Annotated in this window: 16 protein-coding genes; 12 read left to right on the top strand and 4 right to left on the bottom strand. The window is 69.8% G+C overall.

Annotation, left to right across the window (positions count from 1 at the left end):
• The first annotated feature begins 2 nt into the window (after positions 1-2).
• The 12 genes from gspG (at position 3) to FHS79_RS08510 (ending at position 10686) form a co-directional block, all read left to right on the top strand.
• On the top strand, positions 3-569 hold the full coding sequence (gene gspG / locus FHS79_RS08565) for a type II secretion system major pseudopilin GspG (RefSeq protein ID WP_184198352.1): 567 nt from the start codon (positions 3-5) through the stop codon (positions 567-569).
• Positions 547-1011, top strand: a complete 465-nt coding sequence (locus FHS79_RS08560; RefSeq protein WP_184198349.1) for a GspH/FimT family pseudopilin — start codon at positions 547-549, stop codon at positions 1009-1011. Before gspG ends, FHS79_RS08560 begins: the two co-directional genes overlap by 23 nt.
• On the top strand, positions 1001-1366 hold the full coding sequence (gspI, locus tag FHS79_RS08555) for a type II secretion system minor pseudopilin GspI (RefSeq protein ID WP_184198346.1): 366 nt from the start codon (positions 1001-1003) through the stop codon (positions 1364-1366). Before FHS79_RS08560 ends, gspI begins: the two co-directional genes overlap by 11 nt.
• Complete coding sequence (gene gspJ, locus FHS79_RS08550; RefSeq protein WP_184198343.1) at positions 1363-1962, top strand: type II secretion system minor pseudopilin GspJ; 600 nt, start codon at positions 1363-1365, stop codon at positions 1960-1962. Before gspI ends, gspJ begins: the two co-directional genes overlap by 4 nt.
• Positions 1959-2948 carry a type II secretion system minor pseudopilin GspK gene (gene gspK, locus FHS79_RS08545; RefSeq protein WP_184198340.1) on the top strand — a complete coding sequence of 330 codons (990 nt, stop codon included), beginning with the start codon at positions 1959-1961 and terminating at the stop codon, positions 2946-2948. Before gspJ ends, gspK begins: the two co-directional genes overlap by 4 nt.
• Positions 2948-4009, top strand: coding sequence for a type II secretion system protein GspL (gene gspL / locus FHS79_RS08540; RefSeq protein WP_184198336.1), 1062 nt, complete (start codon positions 2948-2950; stop codon positions 4007-4009). Before gspK ends, gspL begins: the two co-directional genes overlap by 1 nt.
• The gene (gspM, locus tag FHS79_RS08535) at positions 4006-4467 is read left to right on the top strand and encodes a type II secretion system protein GspM (protein ID WP_184198333.1); all 462 of its coding nucleotides are present in this window, start codon (positions 4006-4008) and stop codon (positions 4465-4467) included. The genes gspL and gspM overlap by 4 nt, the downstream gene beginning before the upstream one ends.
• A complete protein-coding gene (gene gspN, locus FHS79_RS08530) occupies positions 4464-4997 on the top strand; it encodes a type II secretion system protein N (protein ID WP_184198331.1) in 534 nt (177 codons plus the stop codon). Before gspM ends, gspN begins: the two co-directional genes overlap by 4 nt.
• A complete protein-coding gene (locus FHS79_RS08525) occupies positions 4994-5395 on the top strand; it encodes a hypothetical protein (protein ID WP_184198327.1) in 402 nt (133 codons plus the stop codon). Before gspN ends, FHS79_RS08525 begins: the two co-directional genes overlap by 4 nt.
• Positions 5388-6140: a hypothetical protein gene (locus FHS79_RS08520; RefSeq protein WP_184198325.1), complete on the top strand. Its 753-nt coding sequence runs from the start codon at positions 5388-5390 to the stop codon at positions 6138-6140. The genes FHS79_RS08525 and FHS79_RS08520 overlap by 8 nt, the downstream gene beginning before the upstream one ends.
• A 143-nt stretch (positions 6141-6283) precedes the next feature.
• Positions 6284-7816 carry a hypothetical protein gene (locus FHS79_RS08515; RefSeq protein WP_184198322.1) on the top strand — a complete coding sequence of 511 codons (1533 nt, stop codon included), beginning with the start codon at positions 6284-6286 and terminating at the stop codon, positions 7814-7816.
• Between the two features lie 125 nt (positions 7817-7941).
• Positions 7942-10686: a TonB-dependent receptor domain-containing protein gene (locus FHS79_RS08510; protein ID WP_243452771.1), complete on the top strand. Its 2745-nt coding sequence runs from the start codon at positions 7942-7944 to the stop codon at positions 10684-10686.
• Between the two features lie 253 nt (positions 10687-10939).
• Here FHS79_RS08510 and FHS79_RS08505 read toward each other — a convergent pair whose 3' ends face one another.
• Genes FHS79_RS08505 through cuyB form a run of 4 tightly spaced genes read right to left on the bottom strand, consistent with a single transcriptional unit; the run spans position 10940 to position 14113 of the window.
• Positions 10940-11542, bottom strand: coding sequence for a prolyl hydroxylase family protein (locus tag FHS79_RS08505; RefSeq protein ID WP_184198319.1), 603 nt, complete (start codon positions 11540-11542; stop codon positions 10940-10942).
• Complete coding sequence (locus FHS79_RS08500) at positions 11539-12282, bottom strand: prepilin peptidase (protein WP_184198618.1); 744 nt, start codon at positions 12280-12282, stop codon at positions 11539-11541. Before FHS79_RS08500 ends, FHS79_RS08505 begins: the two co-directional genes overlap by 4 nt.
• Positions 12282-13397 carry an alcohol dehydrogenase catalytic domain-containing protein gene (locus FHS79_RS08495; protein ID WP_184198316.1) on the bottom strand — a complete coding sequence of 372 codons (1116 nt, stop codon included), beginning with the start codon at positions 13395-13397 and terminating at the stop codon, positions 12282-12284. Before FHS79_RS08495 ends, FHS79_RS08500 begins: the two co-directional genes overlap by 1 nt.
• Positions 13394-14113, bottom strand: coding sequence for a cysteate racemase (gene cuyB / locus FHS79_RS08490; RefSeq protein WP_184198313.1), 720 nt, complete (start codon positions 14111-14113; stop codon positions 13394-13396). The genes FHS79_RS08495 and cuyB overlap by 4 nt, the downstream gene beginning before the upstream one ends.
• Positions 14114-14126: the final 13 nt, after the last annotated feature.

Below are 14126 nucleotides of genomic sequence, written 5' to 3'. Positions count from 1 at the left end.
ACATGAAACAGCTTATCCGTTCGATCATTACAAACGCCCGAGCCGCGGCAAAGCCGCGGCCTGCGTCGAACGGGTTCGGCCGGGGAAGGCCCGGCCGCCCCGCCGGCCGGGCTGGCGCGAGTCGGCGCGCAAGCGTCGCTTGCTTGCAGCCGCGCCACGCCAAAAACGGTTTTACCTTGTTGGAACTGATGGTCGTCATCGTCATCATCGGCCTGCTCGCCACCGTCGTCGTCATCAACGTCCTCCCCAGCCGCGACCGCGCGCTCATCGAAAAGGCCCGCGCCGATATCGCGCTCATCGAGCAGGCGCTCGACATGTACCGGCTCGACAATCTCGCTTATCCGCCCGCAACAGACGGGCTGAACGCCCTGCTCACCCCGCCCGCCAGCCTGCCCGATCCGGCGCGCTACAGGCGGGGCGGCTATGTGCGCCGCCTCCCCGATGATCCCTGGGGCCGCCCCTATCAATATGCCAACCCCGGCACGCGTGCGGACATCGAGGTCTTCTCGCTCGGCGCCGATGGCCAGCCCGGCGGCGAGGGGGACAATGCCGACATCGGCAACTGGTAAGCGCCGGGTCACGCGCAACGGCTTCACGCTCATCGAGCTGATGGTCGTCATCGCCATTCTGGGCGTCGCGGCCTCCGCCGTCGTCCTGACCGGCCTGCCGAGCGGCCCCACGCCACGGCAGGAGGCCGAAACCCTCGGCGCGCGCCTGTCCGCCGCGCGCACGCTGGCGATCACCGCCAACACCGATACCGCCCTGCTCCTCACCCCCAGCGGCTACCGCTTCGAAACCCGGGGACCGCAGGGCTGGCAATCCCCGCTCGCCACGCGCCGCGCCCCAGTGCTGGCGGCGCACGACTGGCCCGCCGGGATGCAGGTCGATGCCCGCATCGAAGGCGGCGGCCGGCTGCGCTTCGACGCGACCGGCCTCGCCACCCCCGCCACCATCAGCATCGGCAATGTGCGCGTGAGCGTCTCCGCCGCCGGCGAGATCGATGTCCAATAAGCCCGCCAACGGCTTCACGCTGCTCGAAGTGATGGTGGCGCTGGCAGTGTTCAGCCTCGCCGCGCTTGCCCTGCTGCGGCTGCAAGGGGCGAGTCTGGCCACCACCGCCCGCCTCGACGAAAAGCTGGGCGCCGCCATCGTCGTCGCCAACCTCGCCATCGAAGCTCGCCTTGCGCTGCCCGCCCCCGCCTTCGGCGCCACCGCCGGCAGCGTGCAGGAAGGGGGCCGACCATGGGGCTGGCAGCAGCAGGTCATCCGCACCCCCGATCCCTCGTTCCAGCGCATCGAGATCGCCGTCTCCGGCGCCGATGGCTCGGTGCTGGCACGGCAAACCGTGGTGCGGCCGGCACAATGACGCGCAACGGCTTCACCCTCGTCGAACTCATGGTCGCGCTCGGCTTGTTCGGCCTGATCGCGGGTGCAAGCGTCGCCATGCTGGCGATGGCGGTCAACACCCGCGCCGCCACCCAAGGCCGGCTCGATGGCCAGGCGCAACTCCTCCAGGCCCGCGCCCTGCTCAATGCCGATCTCGGCCAGGCCGTCCCCCGCCGCTGGCGCGACGAAGCCGGCCGCCCGCAGCCCGCCTTCGCCAGCGATCCCGGATCCGGCCTGCTGCTGAGCGTGGTGCGCGCCGGCTGGTCCAACCCCGATGGCGCACCCCGCGCCAGCCTGCAGCGCGTCGAATGGCGGCTCGCCGACGGCAGCCTCGAACGCCGCGCCGCTCCCATGGTCGATGGCGCCCCCCTCGGCCCCCCGGCGCGGCTGCTGGGCCAGGTGCGCGCCATAAGGATGCGCGTCCACACCGGCGGCGGCTGGGTCGATCGCTGGCCGCCGCTCGGCACCGCCGCCGGCCCGAATGCACTCCCGCAAGCGGTCGAACTCGTCATCGACAGCCCCGAGACCGGCGAAATCCGCCAGCTTTTCCTCCTGCCCCCGGCAGCCAGACAGTGAAGGGCAAACCCTCCGAACGCGGCGCCGCCCTGCTCGCCGTGCTGCTGCTGGTCGGCGTGATGGGCGCCATCGCCGCCCTGCTGCTCGAACGCACCCGCACCGCCACCCAGCTCGTCGGCAATCTGCTGGCGCGCGAACAGGCGACTTCGCTCGGGCTGGTGGCGGAAGCCCTTGCCGTCCAGCGCATCGGCGCCATCACGCAAGCGTCGGACCGCGCAACGCAAACCGGCGGCTGGCAGGGCCAGCCGATCATGCTCCCCCTCCCCGGCGGCACCGCCAGCATCACCCCGCGCGACGGCGGCAATTGCTTCAATCTCGGCAGCCTCGTCACGCAAGCCGGCCCCGAATCGCTTGTCACCCGGCCACTCTCAGTGGCGCAGTTCACCAGCCTCATGCTCGCACTCGGCATCCCCGATCCCCGCGCCCGCGGCATCGCGGCGGCCGCCGCCGACTGGATCGACAGCGACGACCAGCCCGCCCCCCTGGGTGCCGAAGACAGCCGCTACGGCCCCCAGGGCTACCGCACCGCCGGCACGCTGATGGCCGACGCGACCGAACTGCGCGCGGTGGCCGGAGTCGATGCCGAGACCTGGGCCCGGCTGCGCCCCTTCGTCTGCGCACTGCCACTCGCCGACCTCTCCCCAATCAACCCCAACACGTTGTTGCCCGCCCAGGCGCCGCTGCTCGCCATGCTGCTCCCCGAGACGCTGGGGCCGCCCCCCGCCCGGCTGGCGCTGGCCTCCCGCGTCCTCGCCGCGCGGCCCGCCACTGGCTGGGGCTCGGTGGCCGATTTCGCCAACACCGAACTGCTCCGCGGCGAGCCGCTGCCGGGCGATGTGCTCCAGCAACTCACCGTGCGCACCGGCTGGTTCCGGCTTGCGCTCCGGCTCGAGAGCGGCGACACGAGCCTTGCCGGCACGAGCCTGATCGATGCAAGACGCTCCCCGGTGCTGGTCGCCCAGCGCCGCTGGCAGGATGAAGATTGATGCTGCTGCTGTTTCTGGCACCCGCGGACCCCGATTGGTGGCAACTCGATGATGCCGGCCGCATCGTCGCGCGCGGCACCGGCACACCGCCTGCGGTCACCCCCGTCATTGCCATTCCCCCCGCCGATGCCGTCAGCCTGCACCGGATCACCCTGCCCAATCTGGCGCCCGCACAAGCGCAGGCCGCCGCGCGGATGATGGCGACCGAATTCGCCGCCGCACCCCTCGAATCGCTCCACACCGCGATCGGCAGCCCCGGCCCCGATGGCCAGCGCTGGCTCGCGATCACCGGTGCCGATGCGATGGCCGGCTGGCTCGCCAGCCTCGATGCCTTGGGGGTGTCGCCTGCTGCCATGGTGCCCGCCCCGATGCTGCTGCCGCCCGATCCGCAAGGGGCGGTCGCCTGGCCGCTGGGGCCGCTGCTGCTGGTGCGCGCCGCCCTTCCCGATGGCCCGCGCGCCTTTGCCGCCGAGCCCGATCTGGCGGAGGCGCTGCTTCCCGTCGCCCCGCGGCTGCTCGATGCCGAGGCCGTCGCCGCGCATGCCGTGCGCCCGCCTGCACTCGATCTGCTGCAGGGCCGCTTCGCCCGCCGCCAGCCGTGGAAGGCCCCGCCGGGGCAGATGAAGCGGCTGGCGCTTCTCGCCGCCACCGTCGCGCTCTTGCTGGTCGCCGGCGATGCCGCCCGGCTCTGGCAGGCCGCGCGCGCCGCCGATGCTGCAGCCGAGACGCGCGACGCGCTTGCCGCCACGCTGCTGCCGCCAGGCACCCCCATCACCAGCGCACGCGCACAAGTGGCCGCCCGCGCTGCCTCGGCCGCATCGGGCGGCTTCAGCCGGCTCGCCGCCCCCCTGCTTGCCGCTCTCGAAACCTGCCCCGGCGTCAGCCTCGCCGCCGTCGAGGCCGATGCCACCAGCCTGTCGGCGACGCTCGAAACCGCGTCGCCCGGCGATGTCGCCGCCATCACTGCCGCCCTTGAAGCCGCTGGCCTCACCGCCACCGCCGGGCTGCCGCGCGGCACCGCCGGCACATTGCAGACCGACCTAAAGGTCAGCCGCCGATGAGCGCGCTTCCCCTGTGGTGGCGGCTGCGCAGCCGCCGCGAACAACGGCTGCTGCTGGCGCTCGCTGCGGTGGCCCTCCCCGTCCTGCTCTGGCTGCTCGTGCTCCGCCCCATCGAAGCCGCGCGCACCGCCGCCGAAGCCGATCTCGCCACCGCCACTTCCGATCTCGCCAGCATCCGCGCGCTGGCCCCGGCGTTCAGCGCGCCCCGCACTGCCGGCGGCGCGCTCCTCCCACGCGTGGAAGCCGGGCTCGCCGCGGCCGGGCTCACCGCCACCAGCCTCGATTCGACCGGCAATGGCCGCGTCACGCTCCGCCTCGCCGCCGCCCGTGCCCAGGTGCTGCTCCGCCTTGTCGCCGGCTTCGAGGCAGAAGGCCTGCTCGTCACCAGCCTCAGCACCAGCCGCAACGAAGACACCAGCGTCTCGGCCGTCCTCACCCTCGCCGAGCCCGGCGCATGATGCGCACCCGCATTCTCATGGTCACCATCGGCCTCGCTCTCGGCGCACTCATCTGGCTTCCGCTCCGCGCCATCCTTCCCGCCGGCATCGCTGCCACCGCCGTGGACGGCACGATTTGGAACGCCAGCCTGCGCGGCGCCGAAGCCGGCGGGCTGGCGCTCGGCGATGTGCAGCTCGCAGCAGAGCCCCCCGCCCTGCTCGGCGGCAACATACGCCTCGGGCTCCAGGGCCCGGCGCTGCAAGGCGAGGCCGTCCTCGGCAGCGGCATCGATGGACTGTCCGCCAGCCTCCTCCCGCTCGATGCCACGCTTCCCGCCCAGCGCATCACCACGAGCAATCTCACCCTGCGCTTCACCGCCGGCCAGTGCACCACCGCCACCGGCCAGGTCGAGGTCATCACGTCGCTCGCCACCCTCGGCGGCGCCCCCCGCTGCGCCGGCGATGCCGCCCTTGTCGATCTCGCCAGCCCCGATGGGCTTATCACTCTGCGCGCCCGCATCGACGCCGCCGGAAGGCTCACCCTGTCATGATGACCCTGCTCCTGGCACTCGCCCTTGCCGCCCCGCCCGAGCTCGGCGAACTGCCGCCGCAAAAGCTGGCGCGCGGCCAATGCGCGCTGTTCCTCTGGGATCGCGCCAGCCGCAAACGCTTCGCCATGTGGCCCGTCGGCGGCGCGCTGCTGCTCGCCGAAGCCGGCACCTCGCGCAGCCTCGCCCTCGTCCCCGGCACCGCCACCGGCAACCCCGCCTTCGGCATCACCCCGCGCGCCCGGTTCGAAGCCGGCGGCGAGTCGGTGGCGCTCGACCTCATCCTCGAAGCCGCACCCGGTGCCGCCAGCGCCACGGTGCAGGACGGCATTCTCACCCGCACCCTCGCCGATGGCACCGCGGTCGTGCTGCCGGTGGCCGGCATCATCGGCTGTGGCTGAAAAGCGCGCCACCACCCCGCGCGAATGGGCACTCGCCATCGCCGGCGGCCTCGGGTTTGCGCTCGTCCTCATCGCCGTCGCCCGGCCGGACATGTTCGCATCCGACGATGCTCCCGCGACCGTCCCGATCGACAGCACGGCACCACCGCCATCTGCCCCTCCACAACCCCCGAACATCCCTCCCGCACCCCCTTCACCCCCTTCGCAAACCCTGCTCCGCGGCGTCCTGCTCCCCCGCGCCGCCATTTTCGAGGATGAAGCGGGCCGCCAGCGCCTCGTCCGCATCGGTCAGCCGTTGCGCCCCGGCACCGCCATCCTCGCCAGCCTGACGCCGCGCAGCGCCACCCTCCGCACCCCCGACGGCAGCCTGCAAACGCTGATGCTCGACGGCACCGCCGCCCCGCCTTCGGAAGCCGCGGCGCCAGCCCCCACCGGCGCTGCGCTCAAGGCGACTCCCGCATCACTCCGCGCCACCAGCAACGATTACCGGCTGGCCCTGCAGCCGCTGCGCACTGGCGGCGGCGATGTCCGCGGCTGGACCGTGCGCGATCCCGCCGCCGTGCCCTTGTTCAAGCTGGCGGGGCTCCGGCCCGGCGATGTGCTCCTCGCAATCAACGACCAGCCGCTGTTCAGCGAAGAAAAGATCATTGATTTGCCTGGAGAAATCGCCGGCGCCTATGCCGTGAAGCTCGATTATTCCCGCGATGGTCGAAAAACCACAACCACGGTGCAACTCGCTCGCTGACACAAAAGCGTCACCTCGAAGCAATCCCAACGTCACGAAACTTGCCTAGAGGCTCCTGCGTCAGGCTGCCGCTGAATGTTGGCGTGCAACGCACTGGCCTGAACGAATCAACAGTCCGTCGGGACTTTCAGGGGACACGCATCATGCTCCAGGCACAGCCCACCAAGCTTCGCACCTTCCTGCTGCTGGGCTCCGCCCTGGCGCTCGCCGCCTGCAGCGGCGCCAACGACATCGCCTCGCCCGGCGAAGGCGTGATCGTCATCCCCGCCCCAACGCCGACTCCGGCCCCCACACCGACCCCAACCCCAACGCCGACGCCCACCCCCGGTGGCCCCGCCACCTCGTGCCCCGGCACCCTTACCGCCGCCGGCACCATCGCCAACCGCTTGATCTGCCAGCTTTCCGGCACCTACACCGGGGCGCTTCGCCTGCAGAACGTCCGCGGCGTCATCTATGCCCTCAACGGCCGCGTCAACATCGGCCAGGATCAGGGCGCCAACCCCGATGCCCCCATCGCCGGCACAACCGCAGGCACGCTGACCATCGATCCCGGCGTCAAGATCTTCGGCTCCTCGGGTGCCGATTCGCTCGTCATCAACCGTGGTTCGCAGATCTTCGCCGAAGGCACCGCCAGCAACCCCATCATCCTTACCGCCCGCGCCAACATCGAAGGCACCACCAACGCCAACTCGATCGGCCTGTGGGGCGGCCTCGTCGTCCTCGGCCGCGCGCCGATCCACACCTGCATCGGCACCGCCACACCGGGCAGCGTCGATTGCCAGAACAACATCGAAGGCCTCACCAACGCTTTTTATGGCGGTGCCCGCGCCATCGATAACAGCGGCCGGATGCGCTATGTGCAGATCCGCTATCCCGGGTTCGAAGTGGCGCCGGGCAACGAATTGAACGGCATCACCTTCGGCGGCGTCGGCTCGGGCACCTTCGCCGAGAACATCCAGGTCCACAACAGCTCGGACGATGGCATCGAATGGTTCGGCGGCCGTATCAATCACCGCTACATCGTCGTCACTGGCGCCGATGACGACAGCCTCGATACCGATTTCGGGTACAAGGGCTTCCTTCAGTTCGTCGTCGTCGTGCAGCGCACGGCGGGCGGGGACCGCATCCACGAAGCCGAAACCGGTGGCTTCGAAGCGCGCACCCCGCGCTCCTTCCCGCGCGTCGTCAACTTCACCTATGTCAACCGCCGGGCAGCCGATCCGCTGCTGCTGCGCGGTGGCACCGACTATGCCTTCGTCAACGGCCTGATCTCGGCCACCGCCGCAGTCTGTCTCGATATCGATGGCGACCAGACCGCAGCCGCCGCCAATGCCGCGCAGGACGAGCAGGGCCCGCCGATCTTCCGCTCGGTCCTCTTCGGTTGCGCCACCACCGTACGCGACGAAGCCGATGTTCCGGCGTCGCTCATCACCCCGCTGGTGACCGGCAACAACAACGTCCTCAGCTATACGCCCACCCTCACCGACAGCATCCTGCCTGGGGCCACCGAGACGGCGGCCGTCGCCACCAACCCGACCTTCCTCGGTGGCCCGCTCACCTTCGCAAACTATGTCGGTGCGTTCCAGAACGCTGCCGATCGCTGGTTCGATGGCTGGACCTGCGGCCTCGTCGGCCAGGTCACCTGCGAAGCCGTGCCCGCCGACAACGGCAACTGATGAGGCCGACGGGCGGCGCTGCCTTGGCGCCGCCCGCCGCTGGCTTCCGGTCCGGGTCACCGGCGGCCAGCACCAGCAGGCGGCAGCGCTGCTGCACGAAACGACTGCACGATCCGGGGGACGCCATGATGCGCATTGAAACCACCACCAGTCATCGCGCCGCAAGCGGCCTGTTGATCATGCTCCTCGCTTCGACAGCGCTCGCCAGCGCCGGTCGCGCGCAGGGCGCACAACCGGCGCCCGCCGAAGCCACGACACAGCAAGTTGCGCCCGGCGAAGCACCGCCCCCGGCTGACACCGAGGAACAGGTCGACATCTCGGCCCCCGGCGGCGGCGGCCTCGATGAAATCGTCGTCATCGGCACGCGAATCCCCAACGTCATCCGCTCCACCCGCGAGGTCGTCTCGGTTCTCAGCCAGGCCGATATCGCCCGCTCGGGTGAAGGCGACATCGCCGGCGCCCTCAAGCGCGTCACCGGCCTGTCGGTCGTGGGCGGCAAATATGTCTATGTCCGAGGCCTCGGCGAGCGCTACTCGCTGGCCCTGCTCAACGGCCTGCCCATCCCCTCGCCCGATCCGCTGCGCCGCGTCGTGCCGCTCGATCTGTTTCCCACTTCGGTGCTCGCATCGTCGGTCGTCCAGAAGAGCTATTCGGCCAATTATCCCGGCGAGTTCGGCGGCGGCGTCATCAACCTCACCACGCGCGCGGTGCCCGACAAGCCCTTCCTCACCTTCGGCGGCACCGTCGGCGGCAACACCGTCACCACCGGCGAGCTGGGCTACACCTATCGCGGTGGCGATTGGGATGCCTGGGGCTTCGATGATGGCACCCGCTCGGTCCCCGGCCCGCTCCGCGCCGCCCAGGCCACCGGCAACGTCATCGGCCTCGGCGCCTTCAGCCTCGGCGAGCTGCAGAACATCGCCCGCAGCTTCACCAATTCCAACACCTCGGTCATCCAGCGCAACTCCAACATTCCCGCCGATCTGGGCCTGAACTTCCAGGCCGGCACCAGCTTCGACATCGGTGATGTGCGCATCGGCATCATCGCCTCGGCCGGCTGGGAAAACGAGTGGCAGACCAAGGCCGGCAAGCAGCAGAATGCGCTCGGCGCCGGTGTTGTCGGCGGCGAGGAGATCCTCCTCATCAACCAGGATTTCGATTTCCTCTCGACCGAACACAACATCAAGGTCAACGGCCTGATCGGGCTCGGTGCCGAATTCGGCGAACACAAGATCCGCTTCACCAACCTTTATGTGAAGGACGTGATCAAGGAAGCCCGCCAGCAGATCGGCGTCAATGCCGCCGATTTCGACGGCGTGCTGCTCAACCGCACCGCCACCGCCTTCTTCGAGCGCCAGCTCATCGACACCCAGGCGGTCGGCGAGTTCCGCTTCGGCAACCTCAGCCTCGATGTGCGCGGCACCTATGCCAACTCCAAGCGCCTCTCGCCCTATGAGCGCGGCTTCCGCTACGCCTTTTCGGAAGAGTTCGGAATCAACGATTTTGTTAACGGCCTGCAGGGCCCCGGCCAGGGCGCGACCATCGCCTTCAGCCGCCTGAACGAGAACGTCTATGGCGCCGCGGTCGACCTCGGCTACAAGTTCGAGACGCTCCCGGTGCCGGTGCGGATCGTCGCCGGCTACGCCTATAACGACAACCAGCGCGAGTCCGATTTCTTCCAGTATCGCTTCCAGCCGTCGGACGCGCTGCCCATCGGCGTCATCCAGCAGCGCCCCGACTTCCTGTTGTCGGACTTCAACATCCAGACCTACGGCATCTTCCTCACCCAGACCAACACCCAGCCGGGTGCGGCGCGTTACGAAGCCTCGCTCAAGGTCCATGGCGGCTATGGCCAGATCGAGGTCGAGGCGGCCGATGGCGTGCAGCTGGTCGCCGGCGTGCGCTACGAAAAGGGCCGCCAGCGTGTCATCCCGGTCGATCTCTACAACGCCGGCTTCGTCGATGTGCCCGCCACGCAGATCGACCGCAACTACTGGCTCCCCGCCGGCACCGCGACGTGGAACTTTGCCGAAGACATGCAGCTGCGGCTTTCGGCCTCAAAGACCGTCGCCCGCCCGCAATTCCGTGAGCTCGCCAACCAGTTCTATTTCGACACCGACAATGATCGCGGCAGCTTCGGCAACCCGCTGCTCGTGGACAGCCAGCTGACCAACGTCGAAGGCCGCTACGAATGGTATTTCGGCCGTGACGAGCGGATCACGCTCGGCGGCTTCTACAAGAAGATCAACAAGCCGATCGAGATCATCGCCTTCATCACGTCGGACACGATCACCACCACCTTCGGCAACGCCCCGCGCGCGCAGCTCTATGGCGCCGAAGTCGAGGTGCAGAAGATCTTCGGCCTCGATACGTTGTCGGACGCCGCGTTCTTCCAGAGCCGCCGCGTCCAGCTCGGGCTCAACTACACCTTCAGCAAGTCCAAGCTGCAGGTTCGCCAGGGCGACACCGCCATCGACCCCACTTTTCAGGAAGTGGCGGCCGGCAACCTGTTCCGCGACGGCGCCCGCCTCACCGGCCAGTCGGACCACATCGCCAACTTCCAGATCAGCCTGCAGGACCAGGACAGCCTGTCCGAGCAGACCATCCTGCTCAACTATGCGTCCGACCGCGTCAGCCAGCGTGGCGCCGCGCTGCTGCCCGACCTCATCGAGCGCCCCGGCATCCGCCTCGATTTCGTCTGGCGCCAGGCGATCCCGATCGCCGGCCTCAACTTCGACCTGAAGTTCGAAGCCCGCAACCTCACCAACACCCGCTTCCAGGAGTTCCAGACGCTCAACTCGTCGCGGATCGACTACAACACCTATGCACTGGGGCGGACGTTCCAGCTTGGGGCGAGTCTGAACTTTTAAGCGCAGCGTGGCGACAGGATAGCGAAGCTATCCTGCGACTCACGCAAGCTCGGCCAGCGAGCCGGACAGCTTCGCTGGCCGAACTCGTCTGACCCCGGCCTTCGCCGGGGCAGGCGTCAACCGCGGCTTTGCCGCGGCGCTCGTCCTTATCTCTCGGCCGACGTCGAACGGGTTCGGCTGGCAGGTGCGCCAGCCGCCCCGCCGGCCGAGCGCCGCGCGAGTCGCCGGATAGCTTCGCTATCCGGTCGCCGCGCTAGCTCCACCCCCAAACCCGCTCCCGAAACCACGCGGTGATGATGTACTTCACCCCCCGGCGCACCGGCATCCCCTGGTGCAGCGTCAACGGGTTGGGCAGCCCGTTCGGCAGCAGGTTGTTCCACGCCAGCAGCTTGCCCTGCTCTGGCTGGAACGTCTTGTCGAGCTTCTTGAAGCGCGTTGCGCCCCCGGCTTCGGGCATGTTGAGATAGATCATCCCCGTCCAGGTCCGCTGGCCCGAAACCGTGCAATGCTCGATATAGCCAAGGCCATCGGGCGTGAACGTGTCGGTGTGGGCCTTGAACTCCTGCCCCTCGGCATAGCGCTGCCCCTGCAGCGGCTCGCAATGCGTCTGCTCGAGGCCCAGAAAATCGGCAATCCGCCGCGTCACCGCAGCCGCGAGCGGGTCGGTGACATCAAGATCCCCCGTCTCGGAAGTGCGGAAGTCCGGATCGCCATTGGGATCGACGATCGTCGAAGGGCGCCGCTTGGCATCGACTTGCGCAATCAGCGCTGCGCACTCCTCCACACTCAGAAAGTCGCGTTTCTGCCAGATTTCGACGTGCCGCACCGGCAAGCGCTGCGCATCTTCAAAGCTCATGGCAGCAGCCTATCCAGCGCGCCCGCCGCCAGCAACAACCAAAGCGGAAATGCCACCGCCGCCAGCAGTGCACCGAGCGGCAGCATGGTGTCCCGCGCCACGTCGCGACCGCGCAGCCGGTCGGCCGCCACCAGCGCCAACCCGAGCAGGCTTGCACCCAGCACCACCAGCGGGAGCGCCGCCCAGCCGAGCCAGGCACCGATGGCACCCAGCAGCTTCGGGTCACCCGCCCCCATGCCCTCGCGCCCGCTCAGCCGCCTGTATCCCACAGCGATCAGCCACAATAATCCAAAGCCCGCCACCGCCCCGATGGCGCGCGCCGGCAGATTGCCCAGCCCAAGCCAGAGCCCGAGCCCCGCCAGCGGCCAGACCACGGCATCCGGCAGCCAGAAATGCTCGGCATCGAGCACGAGCAGCAGCAACAGCGACAGCCCGAACCCTGCACCCGCCACCCCCTCCAGCCCCGAAGCCACCGCGATCGGAGCCACCACCACCACCGCCGCCGCCAATTCGATCGCCAGGTGCCGCGCCGGCACCGCCGCCCCGCAGCGGCGGCAGCGGCCGCGCTGCACCAGCCAGCTCAGCACCGGCACCAGTTCGTGCGCGCGCAGCGTGGCGCCGCACGATGCGCAGCGCGATCGCCCCGACAGCGCATCCTCGCCGCGCGGCCAGCGCCAGCTCAGGCCGGCGATAAAACTTCCCAGCAGCAGGCCCACCACCCCGGCGAGCGCCAGCAGCATCACGGAATAAGGATCTGCCGGATCGCCGCACCGCTCGCGAGATCATCGAGCGCCGCGTTGATCTCGCCCATCGGCCGCATCGCCGACAGCAACCGCTCCACCGGCAGCCGACCGGCGCGCCAGAGCGCGATATAACGCGGAATATCCCGCGCCGGCACCGCAGCCCCCATATAGCTGCCGATCAGCGTCTTGGCATCGGCCACCAGGCTCACCGCCGGAATCGTCAGCGGATCCGCAGGGTTGGGAAGCCCCACCGTCACCGTCCGCCCGCCGCGCGCCGTCAGTCGATAGGCCTCGGCGAGCACGACGCCCTTGCCCACGCTCTCGATCGCCACATCCGCACCGCCCGGCAGCACGCCGCGCAGCACCGCCTCGGCCTCATCGGGATGCGCCACCGCGCGTGCGCCGAGCTCGAGTGCCAGCGCGCGCTTCTCCGCCACCGGGTCGATCGCCACCACTGGCTCGCCCCCCGCTGCAATCGCCCCGAGCAACGCCGCCAGCCCGACCCCGCCCAGCCCCCAGATCGCCACCGATTCACCCGGCCGCAGCATCGCCGAATTGAACACCGCCCCCACCCCGGTGAGCACCGCGCAGCCGAACAGCGCGGCGATTTCGGGCGCGATGTCGGCATCGATCTTCACCGCCGAGCGCTCGTCCACCACCGCATAATCGGCAAAGGCCGAGCAGCCGAGGTGATGGTTCACCGCCGCCCCGTCGAGCGCCAGCCGCCGCCCGCCGCCGAGCAGTTCGCCCTTGCCATTGGCAGCAGCTGCGGGCGCGCAAAGCCAGGGCGTTCCCGCCGCACAGGCCGCACAGCTGCCGCATGCCGGCAGGAACGCCAGCACCACCCGGTCCCCCGCCGCCAGCCGCGCGCCGGGGCCGGCTGCCACCACCGTGGCGCACGCCTCATGCCCCAGCGCCATCGGCACCGGACGCGGCCGATCGCCGTTCACCACCGAAAGATCGGAATGGCAAAGCCCCGCCGCTTCGATCCGCACCAGCAGTTCGCGCGGGCCCGGCGGCGCCAGGTCGAGTGCTGTCATCGTCAGTGGCGCCGATGCCGCAAAGGGCGTGGTCGCACCATGTTCGGTGAGCAGGGCAGCGCGTATCTTCATGCCGCCACCGCCAGCCGTGCGGCATTGAGCGTGGCCTTCACCAGTGCCGCCGTGGCATCGACCAGCGGCGCCGGGCAATTGCCGGCATCGAGCACCAGCGGAATCTCGGTGCACGCCGCCAGCACCACATCGGCACCATCTTCGGCAAGGCGCACCGCGAGCCGTGTGGCTGCCGACCGCGCCGCCGGGCCGGTGTCGCCGCCCTTCACCCGCGCCACGAGCGCCGCCACGGCATCAGCCGGCGGCGCGATCACGCGAACGCCGGCAGCTTCGAGCGGGGCATGGTAGAGGCGCAGACCATGGGTCGCTCCCACGGCCAGCAAGCCGACAGTGCGGGGTGCGCAGGCGAGCGTGGCCGCCACCGCGGTTTCGATGAGATCGACGAACACGGCATCGGCCGGGAGCACGTCACGAACCGCACCTGCCCAGCCATGCGCGGCATTGCACGGCATCGCCAGCACCTCGGCACCGCCCGCCAGCAGCCGCCCGGCCATGGCGGCCAGCACCGGCCCCGGCGAGGCACCCCCGGCCATGGCAGCATTGCGATCGGGCACATTGGGGTTTGATTCGAGCAGCACGCGCGGATGCGCCTCGTCGCGCGCCGCCTTCACGGCCCCCACCAGCATCGTCAGGAAATCGGCACTCGCCGCCGGCCCCATGCCGCCCAAGATGCCGATCGTCCGCCAGCCCGGCTCCGCCCCTACAAGTTCAGGCATGCGCAACCTCGGG

The sequence above is a fragment of the Polymorphobacter multimanifer genome (genome assembly GCF_014205635.1).
Lineage (GTDB): Bacteria > Pseudomonadota > Alphaproteobacteria > Sphingomonadales > Sphingomonadaceae > Sandarakinorhabdus > Sandarakinorhabdus multimanifer.
The sequence above is the reverse complement of the archived record's forward strand: the minus strand, read 5'-3'. Positions and strand labels throughout refer to the sequence as shown.

What these genes read in the sequence shown, in the direction of transcription:
- gspG (WP_184198352.1), top strand. Translation starts at nt 3, where the DNA reads ATGAAACAGCTTATCCGTTCGATCATTACAAACGCCCGAGCCGCGGCA.
- FHS79_RS08560 (WP_184198349.1), top strand. Translation starts at nt 547, where the DNA reads ATGCCGACATCGGCAACTGGTAAGCGCCGGGTCACGCGCAACGGCTTC.
- gspI (WP_184198346.1), top strand. Translation starts at nt 1,001, where the DNA reads ATGTCCAATAAGCCCGCCAACGGCTTCACGCTGCTCGAAGTGATGGTG.
- gspJ (WP_184198343.1), top strand. Translation starts at nt 1,363, where the DNA reads ATGACGCGCAACGGCTTCACCCTCGTCGAACTCATGGTCGCGCTCGGC.
- gspL (WP_184198336.1), top strand. Translation starts at nt 2,948, where the DNA reads ATGCTGCTGCTGTTTCTGGCACCCGCGGACCCCGATTGGTGGCAACTC.
- gspM (WP_184198333.1), top strand. Translation starts at nt 4,006, where the DNA reads ATGAGCGCGCTTCCCCTGTGGTGGCGGCTGCGCAGCCGCCGCGAACAA.
- gspN (WP_184198331.1), top strand. Translation starts at nt 4,464, where the DNA reads ATGATGCGCACCCGCATTCTCATGGTCACCATCGGCCTCGCTCTCGGC.
- FHS79_RS08525 (WP_184198327.1), top strand. Translation starts at nt 4,994, where the DNA reads ATGATGACCCTGCTCCTGGCACTCGCCCTTGCCGCCCCGCCCGAGCTC.
- FHS79_RS08515 (WP_184198322.1), top strand. Translation starts at nt 6,284, where the DNA reads ATGCTCCAGGCACAGCCCACCAAGCTTCGCACCTTCCTGCTGCTGGGC.
- FHS79_RS08510 (WP_243452771.1), top strand. Translation starts at nt 7,942, where the DNA reads ATGATGCGCATTGAAACCACCACCAGTCATCGCGCCGCAAGCGGCCTG.
- FHS79_RS08505 (WP_184198319.1), bottom strand. Translation starts at nt 11,542, where the DNA reads ATGAGCTTTGAAGATGCGCAGCGCTTGCCGGTGCGGCACGTCGAAATC.
- FHS79_RS08500 (WP_184198618.1), bottom strand. Translation starts at nt 12,282, where the DNA reads ATGCTGCTGGCGCTCGCCGGGGTGGTGGGCCTGCTGCTGGGAAGTTTT.
- FHS79_RS08495 (WP_184198316.1), bottom strand. Translation starts at nt 13,397, where the DNA reads ATGAAGATACGCGCTGCCCTGCTCACCGAACATGGTGCGACCACGCCC.
- cuyB (WP_184198313.1), bottom strand. Translation starts at nt 14,113, where the DNA reads ATGCCTGAACTTGTAGGGGCGGAGCCGGGCTGGCGGACGATCGGCATC.